General features: G+C 36.9%; 19 protein-coding genes. 18 read left to right on the forward strand and 1 reads right to left on the reverse strand.

Annotated elements, in window-relative coordinates; all coding sequences use genetic code 11:
* Positions 1–70 precede the first annotated feature (70 nt).
* The 15 genes from BN986_RS25485 to BN986_RS25550 all read left to right on the forward strand — a co-directional run bounded on the left by BN986_RS25485 (position 71) and on the right by BN986_RS25550 (position 18,588).
* On the forward strand, positions 71–1,762 hold the full coding sequence (locus BN986_RS25485) for a PucR family transcriptional regulator (RefSeq protein WP_040985618.1): 1,692 nt from the start codon (positions 71–73) through the stop codon (positions 1,760–1,762).
* Between the two features lie 570 nt (positions 1,763–2,332).
* The gene (locus BN986_RS27990; protein WP_262362503.1) at positions 2,333–2,821 is read left to right on the forward strand and encodes a M20 metallopeptidase family protein; all 489 of its coding nucleotides are present in this window, start codon (positions 2,333–2,335) and stop codon (positions 2,819–2,821) included.
* A gap of 8 nt (positions 2,822–2,829) precedes the next feature.
* Positions 2,830–3,579 (forward strand): M20 metallopeptidase family protein, encoded by a 750-nt coding sequence (locus BN986_RS27995; protein ID WP_262362504.1) that lies wholly within the window; start codon positions 2,830–2,832, stop codon positions 3,577–3,579.
* A 4-nt stretch (positions 3,580–3,583) separates the two neighbouring features.
* Positions 3,584–5,020, forward strand: a complete 1,437-nt coding sequence (locus tag BN986_RS25495; RefSeq protein ID WP_392392319.1) for an aldehyde dehydrogenase family protein — start codon at positions 3,584–3,586, stop codon at positions 5,018–5,020.
* A gap of 211 nt (positions 5,021–5,231) precedes the next feature.
* The gene (locus tag BN986_RS25500) at positions 5,232–6,533 is read left to right on the forward strand and encodes an aminotransferase family protein (protein ID WP_040985642.1); all 1,302 of its coding nucleotides are present in this window, start codon (positions 5,232–5,234) and stop codon (positions 6,531–6,533) included.
* Between the two features lie 229 nt (positions 6,534–6,762).
* A complete protein-coding gene (locus BN986_RS25505; protein WP_040985620.1) occupies positions 6,763–7,497 on the forward strand; it encodes a maleate cis-trans isomerase family protein in 735 nt (244 codons plus the stop codon).
* 47 nt (positions 7,498–7,544) lie between these two features.
* Positions 7,545–8,039: a TRAP transporter small permease gene (locus tag BN986_RS25510; protein WP_052401171.1), complete on the forward strand. Its 495-nt coding sequence runs from the start codon at positions 7,545–7,547 to the stop codon at positions 8,037–8,039.
* A 63-nt stretch (positions 8,040–8,102) separates the two neighbouring features.
* Entirely contained in the window at positions 8,103–9,395 is a 1,293-nt protein-coding gene (locus tag BN986_RS25515; RefSeq protein ID WP_040985622.1) for a TRAP transporter large permease, read from the forward strand.
* Positions 9,396–9,471: 76 nt separating this feature from the next.
* Positions 9,472–10,533: a TRAP transporter substrate-binding protein DctP gene (gene dctP, locus BN986_RS25520; protein ID WP_052401172.1), complete on the forward strand. Its 1,062-nt coding sequence runs from the start codon at positions 9,472–9,474 to the stop codon at positions 10,531–10,533.
* Positions 10,534–10,717: 184 nt separating this feature from the next.
* Positions 10,718–11,887, forward strand: a complete 1,170-nt coding sequence (locus BN986_RS25525) for a M24 family metallopeptidase (protein ID WP_187378627.1) — start codon at positions 10,718–10,720, stop codon at positions 11,885–11,887.
* Positions 11,888–12,285: 398 nt separating this feature from the next.
* Positions 12,286–14,595 (forward strand): RNA polymerase recycling motor HelD, encoded by a 2,310-nt coding sequence (helD, locus tag BN986_RS25530; RefSeq protein WP_040985624.1) that lies wholly within the window; start codon positions 12,286–12,288, stop codon positions 14,593–14,595.
* A gap of 499 nt (positions 14,596–15,094) precedes the next feature.
* Positions 15,095–15,841, forward strand: coding sequence for a GntR family transcriptional regulator (locus tag BN986_RS25535; protein WP_040985626.1), 747 nt, complete (start codon positions 15,095–15,097; stop codon positions 15,839–15,841).
* Between the two features lie 93 nt (positions 15,842–15,934).
* On the forward strand, positions 15,935–16,711 hold the full coding sequence (locus BN986_RS25540; RefSeq protein WP_040985628.1) for an SDR family NAD(P)-dependent oxidoreductase: 777 nt from the start codon (positions 15,935–15,937) through the stop codon (positions 16,709–16,711).
* Between the two features lie 25 nt (positions 16,712–16,736).
* On the forward strand, positions 16,737–18,182 hold the full coding sequence (locus BN986_RS25545; protein ID WP_040985630.1) for a PTS mannitol transporter subunit IIBC: 1,446 nt from the start codon (positions 16,737–16,739) through the stop codon (positions 18,180–18,182).
* Complete coding sequence (locus BN986_RS25550; RefSeq protein WP_040985632.1) at positions 18,169–18,588, forward strand: PTS mannitol transporter subunit IIA; 420 nt, start codon at positions 18,169–18,171, stop codon at positions 18,586–18,588. The genes BN986_RS25545 and BN986_RS25550 overlap by 14 nt, the downstream gene beginning before the upstream one ends.
* 210 nt (positions 18,589–18,798) lie before the next feature.
* On the opposite strand, the gene BN986_RS25555 is transcribed toward BN986_RS25550, so the two are convergent.
* Positions 18,799–20,370, reverse strand: a complete 1,572-nt coding sequence (locus tag BN986_RS25555; protein ID WP_040985634.1) for a peptide chain release factor 3 — start codon at positions 20,368–20,370, stop codon at positions 18,799–18,801.
* A 524-nt stretch (positions 20,371–20,894) separates the two neighbouring features.
* On the opposite strand from BN986_RS25555, the gene BN986_RS25560 reads away from it, so the two are divergent.
* The 3 genes from BN986_RS25560 to BN986_RS25570 all read left to right on the forward strand — a co-directional run bounded on the left by BN986_RS25560 (position 20,895) and on the right by BN986_RS25570 (position 26,346).
* Positions 20,895–24,032, forward strand: coding sequence for a DEAD/DEAH box helicase (locus BN986_RS25560; RefSeq protein ID WP_244445105.1), 3,138 nt, complete (start codon positions 20,895–20,897; stop codon positions 24,030–24,032).
* Between the two features lie 501 nt (positions 24,033–24,533).
* On the forward strand, positions 24,534–25,733 hold the full coding sequence (locus BN986_RS25565; RefSeq protein ID WP_148417213.1) for an ornithine--oxo-acid transaminase: 1,200 nt from the start codon (positions 24,534–24,536) through the stop codon (positions 25,731–25,733).
* Positions 25,734–26,058: 325 nt separating this feature from the next.
* Complete coding sequence (locus BN986_RS25570) at positions 26,059–26,346, forward strand: DUF378 domain-containing protein (protein WP_040985638.1); 288 nt, start codon at positions 26,059–26,061, stop codon at positions 26,344–26,346.
* Positions 26,347–26,700: the final 354 nt, after the last annotated feature.

A 26,700-nucleotide genomic window follows, 5' to 3' on the forward strand; every position in this document is an offset into this window, starting at 1 on the left:
AAAATAAATATAGTATAATAGCTAAAATCACATGGTGGCTGTATATCAATGATGAAATGGAGAGTGAAAAATGGCTTGTACTGTTAAAGAAATAGTGAATCTCCAAATTTTTAATATCGCTAAAGTAAAAGCGGGTACGGCGTTTTTGGACAAAAGACAAGTTGACTGGATGGCTGTCATAGAAAGTCCTGTAGAAAACTTTGTCCGTAAACAGGAGTTTGTCCTGACAACTGGTATGGGCTGTGCAGGTGATCCTCAACTACTTTTCCAATTTGTTAAAGATGTATATGAATCTGGAGCATCAGCATTAGCAATAGCTGTTGGTCGATACATTTTTGATATACCAGCAGAAATCATCCGGTATGCAGAGGAAAATGAATTTATTTTAATTGAACTGCCCTGGGAATTAAGGTTTGCTGATATTCAAAGGGAAACGATGAAAGAAATTAATTTGAGGCAGGAGCAGTTTTCTCAAAATGCAATACACATTCAAAAGATGTTGATTGATTTTGTGATTCAAGGCAAAGATTTAAAGGATATTCTCCTGTATGTAGAACGGGAACTGCATTGTGTCATTATTTTTGCAGATAGTAAAGGACGCCTGAAAGCTTCTAATGAAAAACCAGAGGAAATCATCCAATTATGGAACGATTTAGAGGTAAACGAAGAAATGAATATAGATGAATCCGTCTATCGTCAAGTTCAAATGATTCCTTATAAAAACGGTTATTTACTGAAGAAAGATATCGCTGCCCAATCGGATGATTTAGTGGAAGGTTATTTTATTATCCTGGTAGAGAATAATACGTTTTTGAATCATAACATGTTACAAGTGTTGGAAAGTCTTTCGGCAGCTGTTGCTTTATGGATTTCCCGAGAAGACGCAATTGTCAGGACAGAGATTCGATTGCGTAATGAATTTATTTGGGGATTAGCTAAAACCCCGGATAGAAGTTTGGATAAAAATATTCAATCTCGTGCGAAAGTGTTCGGATATAATTTAAATATTCCTTATATATGTATGGCTGGTTATTCGGAAAATTTGGACGATTTAACTAAAGAGCAATTTAGTGGAACAGACTTTGGTTTTAAAAGTATTATTTATTATATTGAAGAGGAAGTTCGGTATGCTGCATCAAAGGTAAATAAACAAGTTGCATTTACATTTGATAATAATCGGCTAATTATTTTTTTAGAAGCTCAAAGTGACACACAGAGTACCGTTCATCATTTTTTAAATCTAGTAGATAAACGGTTAAATATGTTAATACCCGGGATACTTTTTACTTGGGGGATTGGGATGCACAAGGATGGGATGATGCAATTTTATCAAAGTTATAAGAAGGCTCATTCTGCATTAGATATAGGTTTAAAACTAAACAGTCCAGGAGAAAGGATTAACTTTGAAGATACACAGCTGAACCGTTTATTATTGCATCTTGCCAACAATGCTGAAGTAAAGGACATTACGTTGTCAACAATAGCACCGTTGTTAGAATATCAAGAAAAACGAGAGATGAATTTAATCGATACGTTTATAGCGTATGATAATCAAAATGGAAATGTGAGCCAAGCTTCGCGAGTCTTGAATTTACACCGGCAGTCTTTATTATATCGATTACGAAAAATTGAAAGCCTGACCAATTTGTCTCTTGATAATCCGGATGATGTATTTTTGTTAAAAATTAGCATTAAAATATGGCTGACGGGTACATTAAAAAAAGATAGAGAAAAGAATTATTTACAAAACCTCAGTGAATAGCTGGGGTTTTTTGTATAAGCTAAAAGATTCAACGCTGTATGCAGTTAAAGAAAAAAAGAAATCTCCACACAAATTTGCGTGTTAATATCCTGATGATCTTTAAAAATGTTTTATCACGGAGAACCGCCCGTAAAACTCCCGCCACAAAATAAAGAGCGAAAATAAATTTATTTAGGTGGGAGATAACGGGCGCTAACTCCCTGAATCACTAAGGCTAATACAGTGGGAGAAGGGCGAAAAATCCCACTGAATGAAGTTTCTTTTTATATGTCATCCATTTTAGAGGAGTAAGATAGGGATTCATACAATTTGTATAGAAAGTTTACTGAAAAGTTCATACAATATTACAATTGTTTCCTTTGCAAAGGAAATCGTATAATGAGCTCAGAACCAAGTTAGAAGTTCTTATCATTGTTTATGGGAAAAATAAAAATAACTGTAACTATGAATTGAAATGTTTGCGCTTTCAAAATGAGTAAATATTTTACGAAAATCAATTGAATGGATACTTGTGCAAAATGTTAAAGCTTCACTTCATACAAATAAAGCGTTTGTGGAGGGGGATGTATCATGAAAATAGAAGCTGCATCTTTATTTGAAAAGTTAATTTTATGGCGTAGACACTTACACGAACATCCGGAATTGAGCTTCGAGGAAACGGAGACAGCAAAGTTTGTCGTTGATGAGCTATTGAAGATAGAAAATGTTTTGGTAGAAAGAAATATTGGAGGTAACGGTGTTGTAGCAACATTAACGACAGGCGAGGGACCGACGATTGCACTAAGAGCAGATATGGATGCATTGCCAATTCAAGAGCAGAATCATCATTCCTTTGTATCTAAGAAAGCTGGCATCATGCACGCATGTGGACACGATGCTCATACAGCGATGCTTTTAGGTGCTGTGCATGTATTAGCTGAACAATTTCGGGAAGGGGAATTAACCGGCACAGTGAAGTTTATCTTTCAGCCTGCAGAAGAGAGTACAGATATACATGGACTTTCAGGTGCACCTTATATGATTCAAGCCGGAGTAATCCAAGATGTGGATGCAGAGTAATCCAAGATGTGGATGCAATTATCGCGCTTCATGTTTGCCCATGGCATCCTGTTGGAACTGTTCAAATGAATAATGGCTTTAGTATGGCAAATGTAGATGTATTTGAAGCAACAATTCGAGGAACAGGAGGGCATGGCGGTTATCCGCATTTGGCTAGAGACCCATTATGGATGCTTAGTTTGGTTTTACAATCATTTTATGGAACGGTAGGAAGAAGGATGTCTCCTCTAGATATTGTTGCCGCAAGTATTGGAAAAATTGAGGCTGGTAGCGTAAGCAATGTCATTCCTTCTGAAGTTAATATAGAAGGGACGTTGCGATCTTACTCACCAGAAACAAGAGAAAAACTGGCGGCAGAAGTAAAAAATATTTTCAGGTTAGTGGAAACACTCGGTGGTTCTTTTGAAGTTGAATTAAAAAAGGGAGAGCCGGCTTTAAATAATCATATAGAAATAAATACAACGATTGAAGAATCAATACGTGAATTATATCCAAATATGCAAATTCATTGGGGACCATTTGGAATGGGTGGAGAAGACTTTGGCTATATGACGGAGCAAATACCAGGAGCAATGATTTTCCTCGGGTGTTCCTTAGAGGATGGCCTGCATCGAGATTTGCATACACCTATTTTTGATATTGATGAAAAGTGCTTACCGCTTGGAACAGAAATTTTTGTGGCAGCGGTTAATAAGTTCTTAAATCATGAAGCGTTACATCAACCTTTAAAAAGACATTCTATTGAGAAAGGTGCGTGAGAACATGATGGTGACGGAGAAAAGGAAAAAGATGTTTATCGGGGGGAAGTGGGTAGAAAAAGATGAAGTAATCCATGTGTATGATCCACAGGATAATTCAGTCATTACTACCGTACCAAAAGCATCTGAAGCGGATATGCTTGCAGCAATCGAAGCAGCGGAAGAAGGTGCGAAAATTGCTGGAAATATGCCTGTTCATGAACGCATAACAATTATTAATAAAGCAGCAGACTATATTGAAGACCATCGAGATATTTTTGCCGAAACAATTGCTAGCGAAGGAAGTAAAACAATCACAGAAGCAAGAGGAGAAGTAGTTCGATGTATCAATACCCTCAGACTGTCAGCGGAAGAAGCTAGAAGAATTATTGGAGAAACGATTCCATTTGACCAAATGCCGGGCCATGAGAATCGTGTCGGTTATTATTATCATTTTCCAATTGGCATTGTTGCCGCTATTACACCATTTAATGATCCACTTAATTTAGTGGCACATAAGGTGGGACCAGCGATTGCTTCTGGTAATGCAATCATTGTAAAACCTGCATCAATGACACCGTTAAGCGGACTTTTATTAGCTGAAGCATTTGAAGCTGCTGGTTTACCGGAGAAAGTACTTTCTGTCGTAACTGGCAGCGGTAGAGAGATCGGCGATATCCTCGTTACCCATCCTTCCATTCGCATGGTGTCTTTTACCGGCGGAGTAGAAACAGGAGAGAAAATTGCTAAAAAAGCTGGACTGAAAAAATTGAGTATGGAATTAGGATCTAATTCCCCCGCAATTGTTCTGCAAGATGCAAATATAGATGATGCAGTAAGCAGTTGTGTGGCAGGAGCTTTTGGAGCAGTTGGCCAAAATTGTATAGGGGTTCAAAGAATATTTGTTGAAACTTCAAAATTTGATGAATTTGTTCGCAAATTTGTGAAGGAGACCAAGAAATATAAAACAGGTAATAAAAAAGATGAAACGACAGATATGGGACCTTTGATTTCAGAGAAAGAAGCTATTCGGGTCGAAGAGTGGGTCAATGAGGCGCTGGAAGAAAACGCGATTTTACTTACTGGCGGAAAAAGGGACGGTGCATTTTATACCCCAACTGTATTAATGAATGTAGCAACGGATGCAAAAATAGCAACAGAAGAGATTTTTGGTCCGGTAGTGCTTCTTTTTGAAGTAGAAAATTTGACGGAAGCAATTGAAAAAGCAAATCAAGTAAATTATGGATTACAAGCAGGTATTTTTACAAACGATATTAATCTCGCTTTTCAAGCTATTCAACAATTGGAAGTGGGAGGGATCATGGTTAATGATAGCAGTGACTATCGAATAGATGGAATGCCTTTTGGCGGAGTAAAAGGATCTGGTTTGGGGCGTGAGGGGGTTAAATACACGATTCAAGAAATGACAGAACCTAAAGTAGTTCATTTTAAATTAGGATGAATATGTGTATTACACGAAAACATACTTTGTACAAGAAAAAACGATAAATTGGAATAAAGTTATTTCTAATTAATGATTTTAGCCGACACCCAAATCAATGGTTGAATTATGTATATCAATTTGGTTATAACAGCTTGCCGGCAAAATGTCTTTCTGTAGCGGCTGGTTAGTAAGAATAAGATTATCCAAGGAGGAATTTAAAATGAAACAAATGATAAAAGGTACTAAATTAAAAGAAGAATTGACGGAACTGGATAAAAAGCATTTTATCCATCCTACATCTAATATGAAACAGTTGCAGGAGGAAGGACCGGCCTTTATTTTTACGGAAGGGGACGGTATTTATTTAAAAGATATAGAAGGCCGAACACTAATGGACAGTTTATCATCCCTGTGGAATGTGAACATTGGACATGGCAGAAAAGAGCTTGGCGAGGCCGCGAAAGCACAGATGGAAAAATTGGCATTTACATCGACTTTCAGCAACTGGAGTCATGAGCCGGCAATACGGCTAGCAGCCGAGATTGCCAAATGGACGCCAGGTGACTTAAACGCAACGTTTTTTACATCCGGCGGGTCGGAAGCAAATGATACGGCCTTTAAAACAGTACGTCATTATTGGAAAATAAAAGGGCATCCTGATAAGAAAAAAATTATCTCTAGAAAGAAATCCTATCATGGAGTTGCAATGGGGTCTACGAGTGCTACTGGAATCCCAGAGTTTCATACATTTACAGAATCGATTGCTCCTGATTTTTACTATGTAGACAGTACAATCGAATCATTAAAAGACGTAATTGAAAAAGAAGGAGCAGATTCCATTGCTGCGTTTATTTCTGAACCAGTTCAAGGATCTGGAGGCGTAAATTTACCAAGCGATAGGTATTTTGAAGAAGTTCGTAAAATCTGTGATGAAAATAATATTTTGATTATTTCAGATGAAGTAATTTGTGGATTTGGCCGAACGGGAACACATTTCGGAATGGAAAATTTCGGTATAATCCCTGATATTATAACAATGGCTAAAGGAGTGACAAGCGGATATGCTCCACTTGGCGGAATGATTATTTCCGAGAAACTGCATCAAGAAATTTATGAAAAGGTAGAGGGTAACTTCTGGCATGGATACACTTACAGTGGTCATCCAACAGCTGCTGCGGTAGCTTTAAAAAACTTAGAGATTATTAAAAATGAAAACTTAATTGACAATGTAAATAGAATGGGAGAAGAAATGTTAAAAGGGTTCAAATGGATCCAGGAACAAAATGATAAGGTGAATGATGTTAGAGGAATTGGTTTACTAGGTGCTATTAGTATTGACAGAAAATCAGCGGATGTCGCTCCGGTTGGACCTAAAATCGTTGCAGAGGCATTAAAAAGAGGTTTAATTTGCCGTTCGGTCGTATATGATGGTCAAGATACGTTGGCGTTTGCTCCGCCATTTGTTATTAATAAAAAGCAGATGGATGAAATGATTACAATTGTTGATGAGTCTATCCGGGCTGTTATTTAGAATGAAAAAACAGGCGGGGAGTTACTTTATACTCCCCTGTTTTACTCATATAGAATAAGTTTCTAAACAAATTGTCTAATGATAATTTATTAAATTCATACATATTGCATATTGATTTTAAAGATGTCTATTTTTATAATGTAAGGTATAATTTTCCTTAATCATATTCTTTTAACACGCTATATCAAGTGTAGCATATCCAAAATAAAAGATGGGAGAGATCATATAATTGAAAGCTGCCCCTTATGGCTGGAGAGCCAAGATAGGATTAATTTACATTGCTTCAGCTTATGCTATGGAAGTAGAGTTTAATCAGATGGCACCGCCAGGAGTAACAACTCATACGACGAGAATAGCTCTATGCGAGCAACCGGACCAATTTACCGTAAGTGACTTGTCAACACTTGGAAAAGACGCTTTAGCTGCAACGAAATTGCTTGCACAAGCACCGCTAACCTCTATTGCATTTGGATGTACAAGTGGAAGTTTTGTAAACGGATTTGAGTATGATAAAGCATTTATTAAACGGATGGAAGCAGTTGCTAATATACCTTGTACAACTACAGCAAATGCAGCTGTAGAAGCGCTTCAATCGCTTAAAATAAAAAAAGTAGCCATTGCCACACCCTATGAAAAAGATGTAAATGAGCTGGCATATCAATATTTTACGGACGGAAATTTACAGATCACCAACATGACCGGCTTAGGTATAGCGAATGATTACCAAATCTCAAAATTAGATACCAATTCAATTTATCAGATGGCTATGAACGTAAATACGGAGGATGCAGAAGCAGTATTTCTTTCCTGTACCGGTCTTTCGGCAGCAAATATCATTCATGTGTTAGAAGAAGATCTTCAAAAACCTGTAATTACTTCAAATCAAGCGACCTTTTGGTATGCATTAAAACTAAGTAACGTAAATGCAAAGATAAAGAATTATGGGGAGCTGTTTGAAAGATAAATGATGAACACTTTCTTGTAAGCGTATTCAAAAGGAGGGGCATGTCGATGCGAACTTTACGAAAGATGGATGAAATTTGGGAGAAGGTAGAAGCTGGAATTTTAAGTATTACAATTATTTCCATTAGTTTGATGCTAGTAGGTAATACAATAAGCCGTTATTTTTTTAGTAAAAGTTGGCCGTTCACGGAAGAATTGGGGAAGGTCGGGATTATTATTCTTACATTTATGGGACTTGGGTATGCTGCACGAAAAGGGATGCATATAGAGATGTCTGGGTTTTATGATTTGATGTCTAAAAAAGCACAAAGAATTTTGGGAATATTCATTAACTTGATATCTGCGCTCGTACTGGTTTTTTGCACGTATTTAGCTATGAAATACATTCAACATTTATATACACTGGGTCAAGTGTCTACTATTTTAAGAATACCCCTGTATCTCACGATGATGTTTGTTCCGATAGGGTTCTTTTTAGCAAGTATCCGTTATTTTATAAATCTTGGTAAGCGAATAACAGAAAACGTTCCAGATCATTCATAAGGAAGAACAGCGCTGAAAAAATTGTGAAAGGAAAAAAACGGAGAACGGGAGGGATAGAAAACCATGTGGCTTATTCTCATAGTATTATTTATTATGTTATTTTTAAATTTCCCCATTATGATTGTACTGCTTGTGCCGGCTTTATTAATGATCCTGTTTTTTACACCGAATATAGATATGGCAATGTTTGGACAGGTAATGACAAGCAGTATTGAATCATATGTGTTATTAGCTATACCAATGTTTATATTTGCAGCAGATATTCTTGTTGAAGGCAAAACAGCAAATCGATTATTAGATTTTGTTAAAGATATGTTTGGGCATATCCGTGGGGGAACGGGCATTGTTGCAGCAGCAACAAGCACGATGTTCGGTTCCGTATCTGGATCTTCACAGGCAACGATTGCTGCAATTGGAAAGCCGATGAGAAAAAGAGCTTTAGAATATGGATATAAAGACTCGCATATTACAGGATTAATTATTAACTCTGCAGGAATTGCAATTTTAATACCTCCGAGTATCGTAATGATTTATTATGGAATGCTTACGGGAACCTCAGTAGGTGATTTATTTATCGCGGGGATTATTCCAGGCCTTATCATATTTTTAAGTTTTTCTCTATGGGAGTTCTTTATTGCTATTAAAAAAGATATTCCAGTTGAGCCTAAAGCTTCTTGGAGACAACGATGGTATTCCTTCAAAAATGCTATTTTAACGTTCGGGTTCCCAATCTTAATTTTGGGTGGAATCTATACTGGAATGTTTAGCCCGACAGAAGCGGCTGCGTTTTCCGTACTTTATGCAGCTCTTTTAGAACTAATCATTTTCCGGTCTATTAAAATAAAAGATATTTACCGAATTGCTATATCAACGGGAACAGTAACGAGTATTGTATTTATTTTATTAGCAGTTGGCGGTGTTTTTTCTTGGATTATTTCTTATTTAAGAGTCCCACAAATTTTAACAGAAACTGTATTAAGCTCCAATCCCTCACAACTGGAAATACTTTTCATTATGTCGTTATTTTTCTTAGTGTCTTGTATGTTTGTCGATTCATTGGTGGCGATTGCAATACTGACACCTATCTTTTTTCCGATCGCTGTGACAGCAGGGATTCATCCAGTAGCAATCGGAATCCTTATTACGATGCAAGCAACACTTGGCACCGTTACACCTCCATTTGGGGTTAATATATTTACCGCTTGTGCTATCTTTAAAAAACCTTATTTAGAAGTGGTAAAAGGCGTTATTCCATACATCATTATTTTTGTAGTGATAAATATATTACTGATTTGTTTTCCGGAAATTATTATGATTTATCAAAATATTTTAGGCTTATCTGAAGGAGGCTCATGATTACTTCTTTTACATATTGTGATGATTACTACTAGTAATCATTTAAAATTAATAAGCTAAAGGGAGGGGAAGTAATTTGTTTAGGAAAAAAAGATTCTATTTGTTTGTTTTCACAGTTGTTATCTCCGTTGTTTTGGCAGCATGCAGCAATGACAGAATCCGTAGTGAAGCTAGTACGGATGGAGAAGAAATTACCTTAAAGTTTGCTCATGAAGAAGGCCAAGGAGATGTTCAGGACTTATATGCAAATAAATTTAAAGAAGTCATCGAGGAAAAAACAAATGGAAGAATTAAAGTAGATGTTTATACAGGGGGAACACTCGGTACAAGTATAGATATATTACATTCCTTACAAACTGGGGCAATAGAGTTGGCAATTACGTCCCCGGGATTCTCTGGAGATGTGATACCTGAATCTCAAATTATGTCTATCCCGTTTTTATTTTCCGATAACCTAGAGGTTAATAAAAAAGTATTGCAAGAGAGCGAAGCATTGAACGGTTTATTAGCTGATAAATACGAAGAGATTGGTGTTATACCATTTCATTTTTGGCTGGAAGGATTTATGTATTGGACTGCTAATCAGGAAATTACTGCTCCTGAAGATATGAATGGAATTAAGATGAGAACCATGCCGACGAACTTAATAATAAGGTCATATGAACATTTAGGAGCGACACCGACGACGACGGATTCCGGTGAAATTTATACAATGCTGCAAACGAATGGTATCGATGGACAGGAGAATCCGCTGTTCTATATTGTAAACGGTAATTTTTTGGAAGTTCAAGATTATTTAATGGATACGAAACACCATATTTACACCACGGTAACCGTTACGAATCAAGAATTTTTTGAAGGATTAGCTAAAGAAGATCAACAGATTATCGAGGAGGCTATCGATGAAGTAAACGATTGGTCTTTTGATATGCAGGAAGAAGAAGCAGAAAAAGCCCTTAAAAAAGCGAAAGAAGATGATATAGAAATTATTGAGCTGACATCTGAACAAAGAGAAGCATTCGAAGAGCTTTCATTGCCGATTCGTGAGGTATACGGAGAAGAAAGTAATGATGCTAAAGCAATTATAGAAATGTTGGAAAAAGAGATTAAAGAAGCTGAGGCAGATTTGACAGAATAAAGTTATATCGGAGAACAGTACGCGAAATTGTATATTCTATTTAACACTTTGATAAGGAGTCTAATCTCATCTATTTAACCATTTGAATTGGGCTTCTTTTTTATGATTTAATTTTGCTTTTAGTAATGCTATAAATAGAAAATCATAAAAACTTTCATTTTGAGTATTAGAAGGGAATGATGATATGTTGAACTTTGCAAAAGCAGAATATCAGACAAGATTGAAAAAAACAAAACAAAGTATGGAGAAGCAAGGAATAAATGTTTTGTTAATTACAGATCCGGCAAATATAAGTTATTTGACGGGGTTTAATGCATGGTCATTCTATGTACATCAACTGTTAATTGTTATAGATCAGGAAGAAGAACCTATTTGGGCAGGGAGGAGAATTGACGCCAGTGCAGCTCAAATTACTACATGGTTAAGTAATGAAAATATTCTTCCTTATTCAGACGATCATGTTCAATCAACACGAAAACATCCAATGGATTTTGTAGCCGGTATTTTAAAAGAAAAGGGTCAATCCAATAAGACGATTGCAGCTGAATTTGATGCGTACTATTTTACTGCCAGAAATTATATTCAACTCACGCAACAACTTCCTGATGCGACCTTTGTTGATGGAACAACGCTTGTAAATTGGATCCGGATTATTAAGTCTGAACAGGAAATAGAGTATATTAAGCGGGCTGCGACCATTGTGACAGAAACAATGTACAAAGGAATTGATAGAATTCAAGCCGGAGTCAGAGAATGTGATGTAGTAGCAGATATTTTCCATAAGCAAATTTCGGGAACAGAAGAATTCGGCGGTGATTATACATCGATTGTTCCTTTATTACCGTCTGGTGAAAAAACATCTGCATGCCACTTAACTTGGACAGATGAAGTTTATAAAGAAGGGGATCCTGTTATTTTAGAACTTGCTGGATGTCATAAACGTTATCATTCACCACTTGCAAGAACTTTAGTAATAGGGAAACCAACTTCTGAAATGGAAGAATTAGCAGATGTAACGATAGAAGGTATTGAAGCAGCACTTGAAATTATTAAACCTGGAGTTACGTGTGAAGAAGTTGAACTGGCATGGAAAAGGTCGATTGAAAAAAGAGGATTTGAAAAAGAATCACGACTAGGATATTCAACTGGCTTAAATTATCCGCCTGATTGGGGAGAACATACAGCAAGCTTGAGATCTGGAGATCAAACTGTTTTACAACCAAACATGGTCTTTCATATGATCCCTGGAATTTGGATGGATACTTACGGGATAGAGATCAGTGAAACATTCCGCGTTACTGAAAGTGGAGTAGAAATTCTGGCTAATGTGGATCGTAAGTTATTTATTAAATAAACGGGAAGGTACTTTTTAGCACTTTAAGAAAGTTTAAAGAGATCAAGGAAAAGAGTATGAGTGCAGCGGTTTTGATGGGTCGATTAACCTGACAACATTGGTAACCGCAGTCCCAGCCCCAGTCCCAACTATAGCAATCCTTCGCTTTTTTACAGGTTTGGCCTGCCAAGTTTTCTTTTCATTTTTATATTTTCCTATAGGCGCAAAACTGTTAACTCACCAAAAAAAGCCTGCTAAAGATCTTTAGCAGGCTTTTACATATGTATTGATTAATTTATTCAACAATGATAAAATATAAAAGTTAAAGATATATTAACAAAAATATTTATATACATTATAATTCTACACTATAATAATAATATTGTCAACAGTTTTTTTGGAAATAAAGGAGGAAGTTGATGGATAAGCAAAATAATAACCATGAATTTGAATATCAGCGACTAGAGAAGGTATTAGATATTATTGATAAGAAACAACATGCTTTGAAGGAACAATCCTCCAAGGTGAAGGAAGATGTCGTTGAATTACGTAAAACATTCTGGGATGATATTACCGTTAATATGGATGAAATGGATGACATTATTGAAACACAGGAAAGTATAAAACAGCAATCCAATATTCTTGCACAAAAAGAGCGTCATTATGGAAAGAACTATCAGCGAATGAAGCAATTAGAACGGTTAAAAAACCAGCCTTATTTTGGAAGAGTTGATTTTCAGGAAGAAGGCAGTGAAGAGGTCGAGAAAATTTATATTGGTACTTCATCATTAATGGATGAAGAAGAAAAAGATTTTCTAATCTATGATTGGCGGGCCCCTATTTCTAGTATTTATTATGATTATGCTCCTGGACCGGTAGAATATCGAACGGAGGAAGAAACCGTTTATGGTGATATGAGCTTAAAACGTCAATATATGATCCGTAATGGGAAAATGAAGGGAATTTTTGATACCTCGGTAACCATTATAGATGAGATGCTTCAAGAAAGCTTAAGCCAAGCGGCGGATACACAAATGAAATCAATTGTATCCACGATTCAGCAAGAACAAAATGCTGTTATCCGTCATCGGGGCAGTAAAGTCCTTGTGGTGCAGGGGGCGGCCGGTAGTGGGAAAACATCTGCTGCATTACAGCGTATCGCCTATTTACTTTATCATCATCGGACTAATTTAACAGCGAATCAGGTATTACTATTATCTCCGAATGATTTATTTACAAGCTATGTGGCGAATGTATTGCCTGAATTAGGAGAAGAGCCTGTCAATCAGCAGACTTTCCATCAATTTGTTCTCAAGGGGACGGATAAAGCTTTACGAGTAGATACACCTTTTAACCAAATGGAAAAACTAATGAGTTTAAAAGAAGAGGAGCAGCAGCCACAGATAGAAGCAATCCAACATTTTTCCAGTGTTGCTTTTATGGAGGATATTAATCACTATTTAGAAAAATTAAACCAAACAAATCTTACTTTCAGATCCATCCGTTTTCGAAATGAGTTACTCATTGATAAGACAGAGATTGAAAATTATTTTGCATCGTTAGAGAAAGATATGCGTCTTCCAAATAAAATCGAACAGCTCAGGAATTGGTTATTGCAGCGTATTCGTGAAATTCAGAAAGAAGAAATCAAAAAAGATTGGGTACTGGATCAGATTCAGTTGTTAACCAAGGATGATTATATGAAAGCTTACCATGAAGTGGAAAGTGAACACGAAGATAGCAATATTCAGGACGAGGAAAAGGTTTTAAGAGAGAAAATTATTCGTAAGACATTTGCACCTCTAAAAAAGATGATACGTCAAAATCGTTTTATCAATACATTTAAAATGTATATGGATTTGATAGCGGAATTGAATGGAAATAACGCTATTCAGGAATATAAGGCAGAAGCAATTAGACTGCTCCGAAAAAAACAGCTTCCTTGGGAACTTGCTACAGCCTATAACTACTTTAAAGGGGAAATAATTGGTCATGAAGTTACCAGGCCAGTGCATTTAATTGTGATCGATGAAGCGCAGGACTATACGCCTTTTCAATTTGCGTATTTAAAACACCTTTATCCGTATGCTAGCTTTACGTTACTTGGTGATGTGAATCAAGCGATCTATTCTTATGCATCAGAGGAAAATCCAATTCAAGAAAATGCCTCGTTTAAGGAGAGCACAGAACGGATTGTATTAACAAAAAGCTACCGCTCAACGAAGCCGATTGTTGATTTTACATCTTATTTTTCCCCGAGCAATCAGCCGGTAGAGCCATTTGAGCGTAATGGTGCACTACCGGAAATCATACGTCTGACAAAGTCAATCTCTGAAAAAGATGCGTTGCTTCATAAAATAGAGGAGAAGCAAAAAGATGGACATGAGACAATTGCAATTATAGCGAAGACGGCTGATGCTTGTGAAAAAATATATCAGAAGCTGCATAAAGAGATACGGATAAAGCAAATTAATGAGGATACAAAAACGTATCAAAAAGGTGTTGTTGTTGTCCCTGTTTATTTAGCAAAGGGGATAGAGTTTGATTCAGTTATTCTCGCAGATGCTTCAAGTGAGGTGTATTCGCATGCAGCAGATAAATTTTTGCTTTATACAGCTTGTACCCGTGCGATGCATGATTTAACAGTGCTTTATACAGAGGAGATGTCGCCATTCTTAAGTGAAGTCCCTAAAGAAAAATATAGATATGCGACGATTGTGGAGAGGTAGGAAAATCAAAGTTTTTTTCTCCAGTCTGGATAATAACTAATATATTTAAAAGATAAAAAGCCTGAAAACCAATGAAAAGGAGCGTATACAGCTCCGAAATGGTTGTCAGGCTTTTTAACATGATAAGGAAAGAAAAACTGCGAATTTAAAGGAATTCAGGATAAGATCCTTACGAACTTATGAAATGTCAGTCAAAAGAACAGTTTTGTGTTTAATTTAAGTGATTGTATTATTACGTTACAAACGATAATATTTAAATTATTTTGAATCAGATTATATTTTCTTAATCCCTGGAAATAGAACACTCAACAGATTTGATCTTATTTTTACATAATGAAGAATGATTAAAATTTTTATTATTTGAGTGCGATGGCAAAGCTAAATTTACTAAATAAGAAATCATATTCATCTAAAATGGTTTCTTATTCTAAAGGAGAGACTTTTCATGTATAATGAGTACGACGACATGATGTTATGATACCGAAAGGAGTTCATAAAAATGAATAATTTTAAAGTAAACAAGGACATTCCAATGCCTTTGTATTATCAATTGCAGCAAACCATTATTGAAAAAATTAACTCAGGAATATTTGAGGAGAATGAGATTTTTCCAACGGAACAAGTGATTATAAAAGAGTCTGGATTAAGTAGAACAACGGTAAGACAAGCAATAGATAATTTAGTAAATGAAGGTTATTTAGAAAAAAGAAGAGGCGTAGGGACTTTTGTTACCTCTAGAAAAAGAAATTATTGGGAACTTGAAAAGTTAAGAAGCTTTAGAGAAGAAGTAGAAATGAGAGGGAGCGTCAGCTCAACTAAACTACTTTTTATAGAAAAAATAGATAGTAACGAAAAGCTGGGAAAAATATTTGGAGAGGACATAAAGAAATTTTATAAATTAGAAAGGTTACGTTATAGAGATGAGACACCGGTTATTTTAGTAACGACATATGTACCAATGAATTATGCTGATGGATTAGAAAAATACGATTTATCAAACAATTCACTTTTTGATATCTTAAAAAAAGATTATGGTGTAAAAATAGGCTACGCTGAAAAAGAATTCCGATCCAACATAGTTGATAAGAATGATGCAAACTATTTAGATATTGGTGAGGGCGCGCCAATTCAAAAGGTTGATACAATAACTTATGATGAAAAAGGAATACCAATTGAATACTCTATTTCGCGGGACCGCGGAGATATCAGTGTTTATAAAGTTAGGTTAAATTATAAAAGTGAGTGATACTCACTTTTTTATTGACATTTTTAAAAGTAATGATAGAATTATGTTACGACGTGGAGACGTCATGACCTATTTTGAGAAGGAGTTTTTTTGATGGATATGAAAGGAAAGATTGCAGTAGTTACTGGTGGGGGAAGCGGTATTGGAGCAGGTATTTGTGAAGAGCTTGCCAAGAATGGAGCACAAGTTGTTGTAACCGATATCAATAAGCAAAATGCTGAAAACGTTGTAGAATCTATTAAAGAAATTGGAGGGAAAGCAGAAGCGATAAAATTAAATGTTACAGATTTTGATGAGCTTCAAAATCTTGGTGAATATATTAAAAAAGAATACGGTTTAATAGATTTTTGGGTAAACAGTGCAGGTATATCAAAAATCACCCCATTTTTTGAACATAGTGAAGATATTTGGGATGACACATTAGATATTAACTTAAAAGGGCAATTTTTATGTTGTAAAATCGCTGTTGAACATATGGTTGAGAAAGGATCAGGAAGTATTATTAATCTTTCTTCACAATCTGGAAAAGTTGGTACAAGTAATTATCAAGCATATTGTTCAAGTAAATTTGGAGTCATCGGGCTGACTCAATCTTTAGCAGCAGAATTTGGACCTGGTGGAGTTCGCGTAAACAGCATTGCTCCAGGAGTTATTTATACATCGATGTGGGAGCAGCAGAAAAAAGATTATGCCAAAAAAAGAAACTTAGACCCGGATAACGTAATGGATTATTTTAAAGAAAAAAATCCATTAAGAAAACTTGGAACAGTAAAAGATGTAGCAAAATTAGCATGCTTTTTACTAAGTGATGATGCCGGTTACATTAGTGGACAAACGATTAACTTAAACGGCGGAGACATTATGTTTTAAATATTACAAATACAGGAGGAAAAAAATGAATTTAAAAATAAAAATTCAAAAATTTGGTGGATTCTTAGCTGGAATGGTAATTCCTAACATTGGTGCTTTTATTGCTTGGGGATTAATTACTGCACTTTTTTTAGATTCAGGTTGGTTACCAAATGAAGATTTAGCTACGATGATTTCACCAATGCTTCAATATCTGTTACCATTTTTGATTGCTTATACTGGCGGTAGAATGGTATATGATCAGCGTGGTGCTGTGGCAGGTGTTGTCGCAGCTTCAGGAGCTATATTTGGTTCTGAAATACCGATGTTTCTAGCTGCAATGATACTCGGTCCACTTGGTGGATGGGTAATGAAAAAAGTAGACAAGGTATTAGATGGGAAAATAAAATCAGGTTTTGAAATGTTGGTTAACAATTTTTCCATTGGTATTATTGGACTTATCTTAGCAGTCTTTTCATTTTATGTTATTGGACCTGTTATAACTGGTTTAACGAATGTAGCTACCGCGGGAATTAATTCTTTAATTGATGTAGGACTATATCCTTTATTAGCTGTAATTATTGAACCAGCAAAAGTTCTATTTTTAAATAACGCAATTGACCAAGGAATCTTTGTGCCACTTGGTTCCGCAGAAATTCTTGAACATGGCGGTAAAACATTATTCTATATGCTTGTATCAAGTCCTGCGCCAGGAGCAGGTATATTACTTGCATATTCTCTTTTTGGAAGAGGTACTAGTAAAAAATCAGCTCCATCCGCATTGATTATTCAATTCTTTGGTGGAATTCATGAAGTTTACTTTCCATACGTATTGATGAAACCTCTTATGTTTTTTGCAATAATTGGAGGAGGAATAGCTCAAATTGTTGTTTGGGTAATATTAAATGCTGGACTAGCGGGGTACCCTCATCCTGGAAGTATTATTTCATTTTTAATTATGTTGCCAAGAGGAGGAGCTATTCCTGTTTTGCTTGGAATATTAGCTGGTGTGGCTGTTACCATGCTAATAGCGGCTGCTATCATTAAATTAGATAGGTCCGTTGAAGAAGATGAGGATACCTCATTAAGTGATGATATTGGAGAAATGCTTGGAGTGAAGAATGATGTTAATGATGAGACAGCTGCTTCTGATGATAATAGGAATGATACAATGCGCTCATGGAAAACATCTGAAATCAATAAAATAATTTTTGCCTGTGATGCTGGTATTGGCTCAAGTGCAATGGGTAGCGGTATTTTAAAGAAAAAAGTTCAAGAAGCAGGATTAGATATTCAAGTTGAAAATTCAGCTATTGATAGTGTTAATAAAGATGTAAGAGTTGTTGTTACCCATACAAAATTATATAATCGCGCAAAACAAGCGGCTCCAAAGGCAGTAATTAGAACAGTTGATTCATTTTTGAATGATCCACAATATGACATTCTTGTAGAAGATTTAAAAGAAGGGGAAGTTAAAGATGAAAATAAATAAGGAACAGGTAGAATTTCAACAAGATAGCGAATTAAAAATGGAAGCTATCAAAAAAGTAGGCAGGAAGCTACTCGACAATGGATTTATTGAAGATCCTTACATTCCATCGATGCTTGAAAAAGAAAAAACAGATACAACATATATTGGTAATGGAATAGCTATTCCTCATGGATTAAATGAAGATAAGAAATATGTTAAAAAATCTGGTATTTCTGTAATTCATTATCCAGAAGGAATTCAATATGATGATGAAGTTGTTTATTTGTTAATTGGTATTGCCGGCACTGATAATGAACACTTAGAAATTCTTCAAAATTTAGCTATTAAACTTTCTGATGAAAATTATGTTAACAGTTTAGTGAAAGCAAAGAATATAGATGATTTTGTAAATATTTTTAACCAATAATAAAGTATGGAATGGATTGATTATCTCTATGATGATTAATCCATTTTATTTTTGCTAAGTAGACTTTTTGAGACCAATGGAATCAATAAGAATTATTATACAGATTACTCTTCAAAAGTTCAAAAAGTTTTTAATGTGATGTGTGGAGTGTATTAAAAATAGTCATTAAAACAGGAGGCTGGATCCACATGCAATCCAGCCTCCTGTCTTTTATTGATAATTATTCGTTTCAAAAAGGTCAATCAGCTCAACATCCGGATTCTTGTCTTTAAACCAGTTTAACGCAAATTCATTACGGAAGAGCACAAGCGGCTGATCGTAACGGTCGCGGGCCAGCAGGTTACCGGAATCAAACAAGGAGGGGTCTGCCTGTTCCGGTTTCAGCCATCTTGGTATACGTTCTCCGATAGGCTCCATGGTCACCTGAGCATTGTACTCATTCTCCATGCGGTACGTGAAAACCTGATATTGTAATTCGCCTACTGCACCTAAAATAAAGGAGTCTGTTAATTTATCCCGGAACAGCTGAATAGCTCCTTCCTGGACAAGCTGTTCAATCCCTTTACGAAATTGCTTTGACTTCAAGGCGTTTTTCGCCATCACTTTTTTGAAGATTTCCGGCGGGAACTGCGGCAGTTCATCAAAGTCATATTTTTCTTTGCCAGTAAGCAGCGTATCTCCAATTTGATACGCATTTGGATCATAAATTCCGATAATATCGCCTGCGTATGCTTCCTCAAGTGTTTCTCTGGAAGAGGCAATCATTTGTTGTGATTGAGCCAGCTTTAATTCTTTTCCGGTCCTGGCCAGCGTGACACTCATACCGCGGGTGAATTTACCGGAGCAAACACGTAAAAAGGCAATCCGGTCACGATGGGCAGGATTCATATTAGCTTGAATTTTAAAGATAAAACCGGAAAAAACCTCCTCCTCAGGCTTCACTGCACCTTTGGTTGACTTGCGCGGTGTTGGGCTTGGTGCTAAGCGGATAAAGGAATCAAAAAATGTTTGAACGCCAAATGGAGAGAGCGCACTTCCAAAGAAAACAGGAGTTAATTCTCCATTTAAAATAGCTTCTTCGGAATACGTATTTCCAGCTTCCGTAACTAAATCAAGTTCATTTACCGCATCCTGATAAGTTGCATTTTCAGTTAATTCCGGGTGATTCTCTAAATCCGTATAAGGAATATAACTTTCTTCTTCACCTGGGTGATGCTGCACAAACTGCTCGTTTTCCCGATCGAAAATGCCAAGAAAGCCTTTGCCCATGCCAGCTGGCCAGTTCATTGGATAGGTATCAATTTCTAATACTTCTTCCAGCTCTTCCAGTAAAGCGAGCGGCTCTTTCCCTTCTCGGTCCAATTTATTCATAAACGTAAAGATGGGGATGCCACGCATACGACAAACTTTAAACAGCTTTATTGTTTGTGCTTCAATCCCTTTTGTGGAATCAATAATCATCACGACACTGTCGACAGCAGTTAGTGTCCGATACGTATCCTCACTGAAATCTTCGTGTCCCGGTGTATCTAAAATATTGATATGAAAACCTTCATATGCAAAGTTCATAACGCTGGATGTAACCGAAATACCACGTTGTTTCTCGATTTCCATCCAGTCGGAGGTAGCGAATTTGCCAGATTTTTTTCCTTTAACGGTTCCAGCTGAACGAATAAGATTGCCATATAGCAGTAATTTTTCTGTCATCGTTGTTTTTCCGGCATCGGGATGTGAGATAATCGCAAATGTTTTTCTTTTCTGTACTTCATCTTGAATTGACATAGTGAAATCCTTTCTATCATAGACTGATCCTTTTTACAGCTTTACACGCAATTGTTTATAGAGCAGCAGCTGTGTTTAAAAAGCATCATTTGTTTATTAGATGTTTGCGTATTGTTGCTTTATAATATGCAATAGATATATCATACTACAATTTAACCTCTTTCGTGAAATAGAAATCAGGTAATATATATATTGAAGTAAGAATTTACACTTTTGTTTTCTTATTAAAACGAAACTTCATTTCAGTGGGAGTTTTTCGACGCACAACTCTTTACGATGGGACGAGTAATCGCAGTCCCAGTCCCAGGACGTCGCGAACTTAGTCTGTTTCCTTCATTCTCCCACTGAATTAGCCTGAGTGATTCAGGGAGTTAGCGCCCATTATCTCCCGCCTAAATTAATTTATTTTCGCTCTTTATTTTGAGGCGGGAGTTTTACGGGCGGTTCTCCGTGATAAAAATGGCGAAATGAAAAAAAAATCAATCAGATATTTATTCTGACAGTATGAAATTAAAGTATGAGAAATGAATGAAAAGGTCGTGCAGGAAATGGTATGGATATCCAAACAGGAAATAAAAGAACGATGCGGAGAGTTGTCTTATAAATATGGAGAACGTCTGTGGAAGAAGGGAAACGTGCAATTAACCTTTTTGGAGCAGCAGATGATCGGAAGCGTCAGAACCACGGATGATTTTCATATTACAATCACGTATCGAAATAATAAAATAGAAAATACGGAGTGCAGCTGTCCGAAACTCGGTTCTTATACATTGGATTGCCAGCATATTGCGGCGGTCTTAATTGGCATCCATGAAACTGGAGAGCCGGAAGCAGCCAGCCCGTCACTGACAGGAAAGCCGGAAAAGGAATTTCGTCAGCGCGGCTATTTTGAAACAAGACAGGTTATTCCAGTTCATTTTTATGTGCAGATACCAATAGAATCAGAACGGGCCGCATTGCAAATGGCCGTTCAAATTGACGGGAAAATTGTTCAAGATATTATTACATTTTTAGAAGCGTTGAAAAGTGGAATGCATTTTTCAATTGCTGGTAATCAATCATTTGATGCAGCGAAATTTTATTTTGAGGATGACAGTAATCAAATTTTAGAACAGCTTATTCATGTTTATGAGGATCAGCAGATGATTGGAAAGACCTTTGAAGAGAAAACAAGCTGGATTTCCATTCCGGCTACAGCTTGGGAACACATCGAAAAATTACTTTCTGCAAGTTCGCTCGTATCACTTTATATGGAAGCGAATGAATATCATAAACAGCCATTACATTTTTATGATGCCCTGCCGCCGCTTTCATTTCGAGTCTCTGAGAAAGGCTCAAATTATTCCATCGAATTTCTGGAAAGAAAAAATACAATTTTTTTGCTTGCTTATCAACTTATTTATCAGGATGGTTCGCTTTATTTATTAACGGAAGAAGAGAAGCAGCTGATTATTTTATGTGAACAGCTATGGAAGAAGCAGGCACAAACAATTGCAGTCAGCAGAGAGCAAATTGTTTCGATTTCAGCGCTTTTAGAACGGATTGGTGAAGTAGAAGACAGGACAGGAACATTAAAAAATCTCTTTTCGCCGTTGAAAGCAAGTATATACATTGACCGCGTCCATCATCGCCTGTTGGCGGGTGTGGAATTTCAATATGGTGATAAAAAAATAACGCCTTTTGAAAAAACAACTATGGTGCGGCGGGATAAAGACAAAGAAGCAGAAATCATTGCTTTTCTGGAAAGAAGCGGTTTTGCGAATTCAGATGGAAGCTTTATTCTCCAGAATGAGCAGCTGGAATACGCTTTTTTGTATCATTACCTGCCAGAACTTTATAAACTTGCCGATGTTTTTGTAACAAATGCTGTACGTAACCAAATTAGCAAAAAGCGATTCCAGCCAATTGTGCGTGTGAAACATAAACGTGACAGAACCAACTGGCTATCCTTCTCTTTTCAAGTACAGGGGTTTTGGGAGCAGGAGGTCCGTCAGATATTGGAAGCGATAGAAGAAAAACGTCCCTATTACCGTTTAAAGGACGGTTCCTTTCTGACATTAGAGACAGAGGAAATAAAGGAATTGGAAAAATATATGCTCTCTGTTTCGATGACGCCATCAGAAATTTTAGAGGAAATTGAACTCTCACTGAAGGATGGGTTGTCGTTTGCACATCGAATGGAGGATAACGGTTATTTAGCTGATGGAGCAGCTGTAAAGGAAATGATTCAAGCTATTCAAATGCCTGCAAACGAGAAATATCCACTCGCAAACGAAATGGAGCCCATTTTAAAGCCTTACCAGCAGGACGGGGTCCGTTGGATGCTCGCAGTAGCTGAAGCAGGGCTTGGCGGTGTCCTGGCGGATGAAATGGGCTTAGGAAAAACGGTTCAGGCTATTGCTTTTTGTGTCACGAAATTTCAGCAGCAGATGAAGGATAAAGCGCCGATTCTGATTGTCTGTCCAACGTCGTTATGCTATCAATGGAAGCAAGAATGGGAGTTATTTGCCCCCTCTTTTTCTGTTGATATGCTGGAAGGAACAATCAGGGAAAGAAACGAAAAAAAGAAATCATTTAAAGAACGTGATGTATGGATTGTTTCCTATGGTGTTTTGAAAAATGAAATCGATTGGCTGAAGAAAAATGTTGTTTTTCAAACGCTTATTTTTGACGAGGCGCAAACATTTAAAAATCCTGCTACACAAGTATTTCGTACGGTAAAAAAATTAAAAGCAGATTACCGATTTGCGTTAACAGGAACGCCGTTAGAAAATAAAATTGAGGATTTATGGTCTATTTTCCATATTATATTTCCCGAGTTACTCGGCGGCTTAAAAAACTTTTCCCAGCTAACCAATGACCAGGTGCTAAGAAGAGTTCACCCGTTTATGCTGCGGAGAGAAAAACAAGATGTGCTGCAGGATTTGCCGACAAAGACGGAGTATATTGAACGTATTCCATTGACAGAAGAACAAAAACAAATCTATATTTCCTATTTATCTAAATTAAGACATCCGAAATTGAAACATTTGGACCGTGAGACGATTCGTAAAAACCGGATTCGTATTTTGGCAGGACTGACCCGATTAAGACAAATTTGCTGCGACCCGGCATTATTTGTACGCGATTATCAGGGAGCGTCAGCCAAGCTTAAGCGATTAATGGAAATTGTGAAAGATGCAAAACGTTCCGGAAAGCGTCTGTTGATTTTTTCTCAATTCACACAAATGTTGCAGCGGATTGGTGATTTATTACGAGCAGAGGAAATTTCCTACTTTTATTTAGATGGACAAACACCCGCAGAAGAGCGGCTGCAAATCTGCCGCTCATTTAATCAGGGCAAAAATGATATTTGTCTGATTTCCCTAAAAGCGGGTGGAACAGGATTAAATTTAGTAGGTGCAGATACGGTTATTTTATACGATACATGGTGGAATCCGGCAGTGGAAGATCAAGCAATCGACCGTGCGCACCGAATCGGGCAAACAGATGATGTCACCGTGATTCGTATGCTGACCGAGGGGACTATTGAAGATAAAATGTTTGAGCTCCAACAGAAAAAAAGAAAACTGATTGAGCAGATGATAAAGACCAAGGACTTGTGGAACAATCAACTGACGGATGAAGACGTAGAGAACTTACTTCAAGGAACGCTGGAATAAAAAATGGATTCAGGAGGGGGAGGATGTAAAATTCTCTTCCTTTCTATATCCGTGAAAAGAGTTTAAATACATGTTCAAAAAGTCCGATAAATAGGACCAAGTCGACTAAGTTCGCGACGTCCTGGGGTTGCGATTACTCACCCCACCGAAAAGCGTTGTCGCAACGCCGACACTAGCACGTCCTGGGACTGCGATTACTCGCCCCACCAAAAACATTTGTGCGTCGAAAGTTCAAGGTGGCGTAGCTTTGAGGAACGGACTTTCACAGGATGTGATGACTTCTGTGTTGTCCACAGGACGTGGACGGTCTTAACAGAAGTTCCTTTAACTTATTAGATACGTGAGTACCGGAAAAGCAAGCCAACGCAGAAATTCGAAGTGTCATTTTTATTGGTCTTTTTGAACTTCCTCTATAAATATTTACTTGACGTTTTGTTAAAAAAATGATTATGCTTAAGAAGAAGGATTACATTTCGAATGAAATTAAGGGAGGCTCTTATTATGGTGACATCAAAAGAAATTATGGAACTTACTTCTACCTATGGTGCAAATAACTATCATCCATTGCCGGTAGTTATTGCAGAAGCGGAAGGAGTTTGGGTGAAAGATCCTGAAGGAAATAAATATATGGATATGCTGAGTGCATACTCAGCTGTTAATCAGGGACATCGTCATCCAAAAATAATTCAAGCGTTAAAAGATCAAGCGGATAAAGTCACACTTACCTCAAGAGCTTTTCATAATGAACTATTAGGCCCCTGGACAGAGCGTGTTGCCCAATTAACAAATAAAGATAAAGTATTGCCAATGAATACGGGAGTAGAAGCAGTAGAAACGGCTATAAAAGCGGCTCGCAGATGGGCGTATGAAAAAAAGGATGTGGATGATAACCAAGCAGAGATTATTGCTGCTAAAGGTAATTTTCATGGTCGAACAATGAATGCGATTTCATTATCAGATGATCCGAGTGCAACAACAAATTACGGTCCATTTGTTCCCTGTATCTATAAAATAAATTATGGAGATATTCAAGCATTAAAAGAAACCATTACGCCGAATACAGCAGGAATTATTATAGAACCAATTCAAGGAGAAGCAGGTATTCTTCTTCCACCGGAAGGCTATTTGCAGGAAGTTCGAAAAATTTGTGATGAAGAAAATATATTGTTCATTGCAGATGAAGTGCAGACAGGTTTTGCCCGTACAGGTAAGATGTTTGCTTGTGAATGGGAGAATGTAGAACCTGATATCTATGTGATGGGAAAAGCATTAGGCGGAGGTGTCATGCCTATTTCTGCGATCGCTGCGAATAAAGACATTATGGATGTATTTACACCAGGTTCACATGGTTCGACATTTGGAGGGAATCCATTAGCTTGTGCTGTTTCCATGGCTGCATTAGACGTAATTGAAGAAGAAGGGCTTATAGACAAATCGCTGGAACTGGGAGAGTACTTTGCGATTGAATTATCCGCCATTAACCACCCGGATTTGAAAGAAGTCCGTTCTAAAGGTTTATTTATCGGAGTAGAATTTAACAAACCTGTTCGCCCCATTTGTGAAGCATTGAAGAAAAGTGGCATTTTATGTAAGGAAACACATGAAACCACTATTCGTTTTGCCCCGCCATTAGTTATTACAAAGGAAGAACTTGATTGGGCATTGGATAGAATAAGGCAAGTGTTACAAGTTAACGAATAAAGATATCGATTTAGGGGCTCCAATGAAATTTCGTTGGAGCTTTTTTTCTTGGTGTCGATTAACCTGACAATATTGGTAACTGCAGTCCTGAATTTTTTTTCGGCAGTAGAGTAGTCATAGCCTGTAAAAAGCGGCATTAGCTTAACTCCATTTTTAAATCCTATGGTATACCTATAATTTTGCCTTCTTGTATTTTTTAATCCTTACCAGGTTTTCTCTACATGTTGCAAACCTTCTCTAACACGGTATACATTGAATTCCCAAACAGTGCCAGTATGGAATTACATAATTACGCAAAAGATAACCTGTGAGGAGGTGAGAAGCAATGAAAACACTACATGCAATTGCAGTCACTTTATTGATTATTGGTGCTATCAACTGGGGACTAATTGGGTTTTTTCAATTTGATCTAGTGTCAGCTATTTTTGGCGGACAGACAGCAATTCTTTCTCGAATTATTTATGGACTTGTCGGGATCAGTGCTATTTATTATCTTACAACTTTATTCTCTGGAGTTGGAGAATCCGTTCAAGATTCGGATAACCTGCAAACAAGCTTCCGCACTGAATTTAGTGAGGATTATGGCATTGAAGAAGAACTGGAAGATAAATAATTAAACAAAAACCTTCGAATAAATAAAATAGGGTTTCACCTTATCGAATTACTGTCAGTTAAGCTTTATTTTGCTTTTGCAGTAATTGGTAAGAAGAATTATCATTTCTAAGGGGAGGGGAAGCCTCTTAGAAATGATATTTTTATTTCACTTTATGAAGTATAAAGAATTCAAGGAATAGAGTATAAGTACAACGGTATTGATGGAGCGAGTAATCGCAAAAGCTCTTCGATGGGGCGAGTAACCGCAGCAACGGTTTTAATAGACCGAGTAATCGCAGGTCTCAATGTTGTCAGGTTAATACGACCGCTGCGACGGGTTATGGTGGGGTGAGTAATCGCAACCCCAGAAAAA

The sequence above is a fragment of the Oceanobacillus jeddahensis genome (genome assembly GCF_000750635.1).
Lineage (GTDB): Bacteria > Bacillota > Bacilli > Bacillales > Amphibacillaceae > Oceanobacillus > Oceanobacillus jeddahense.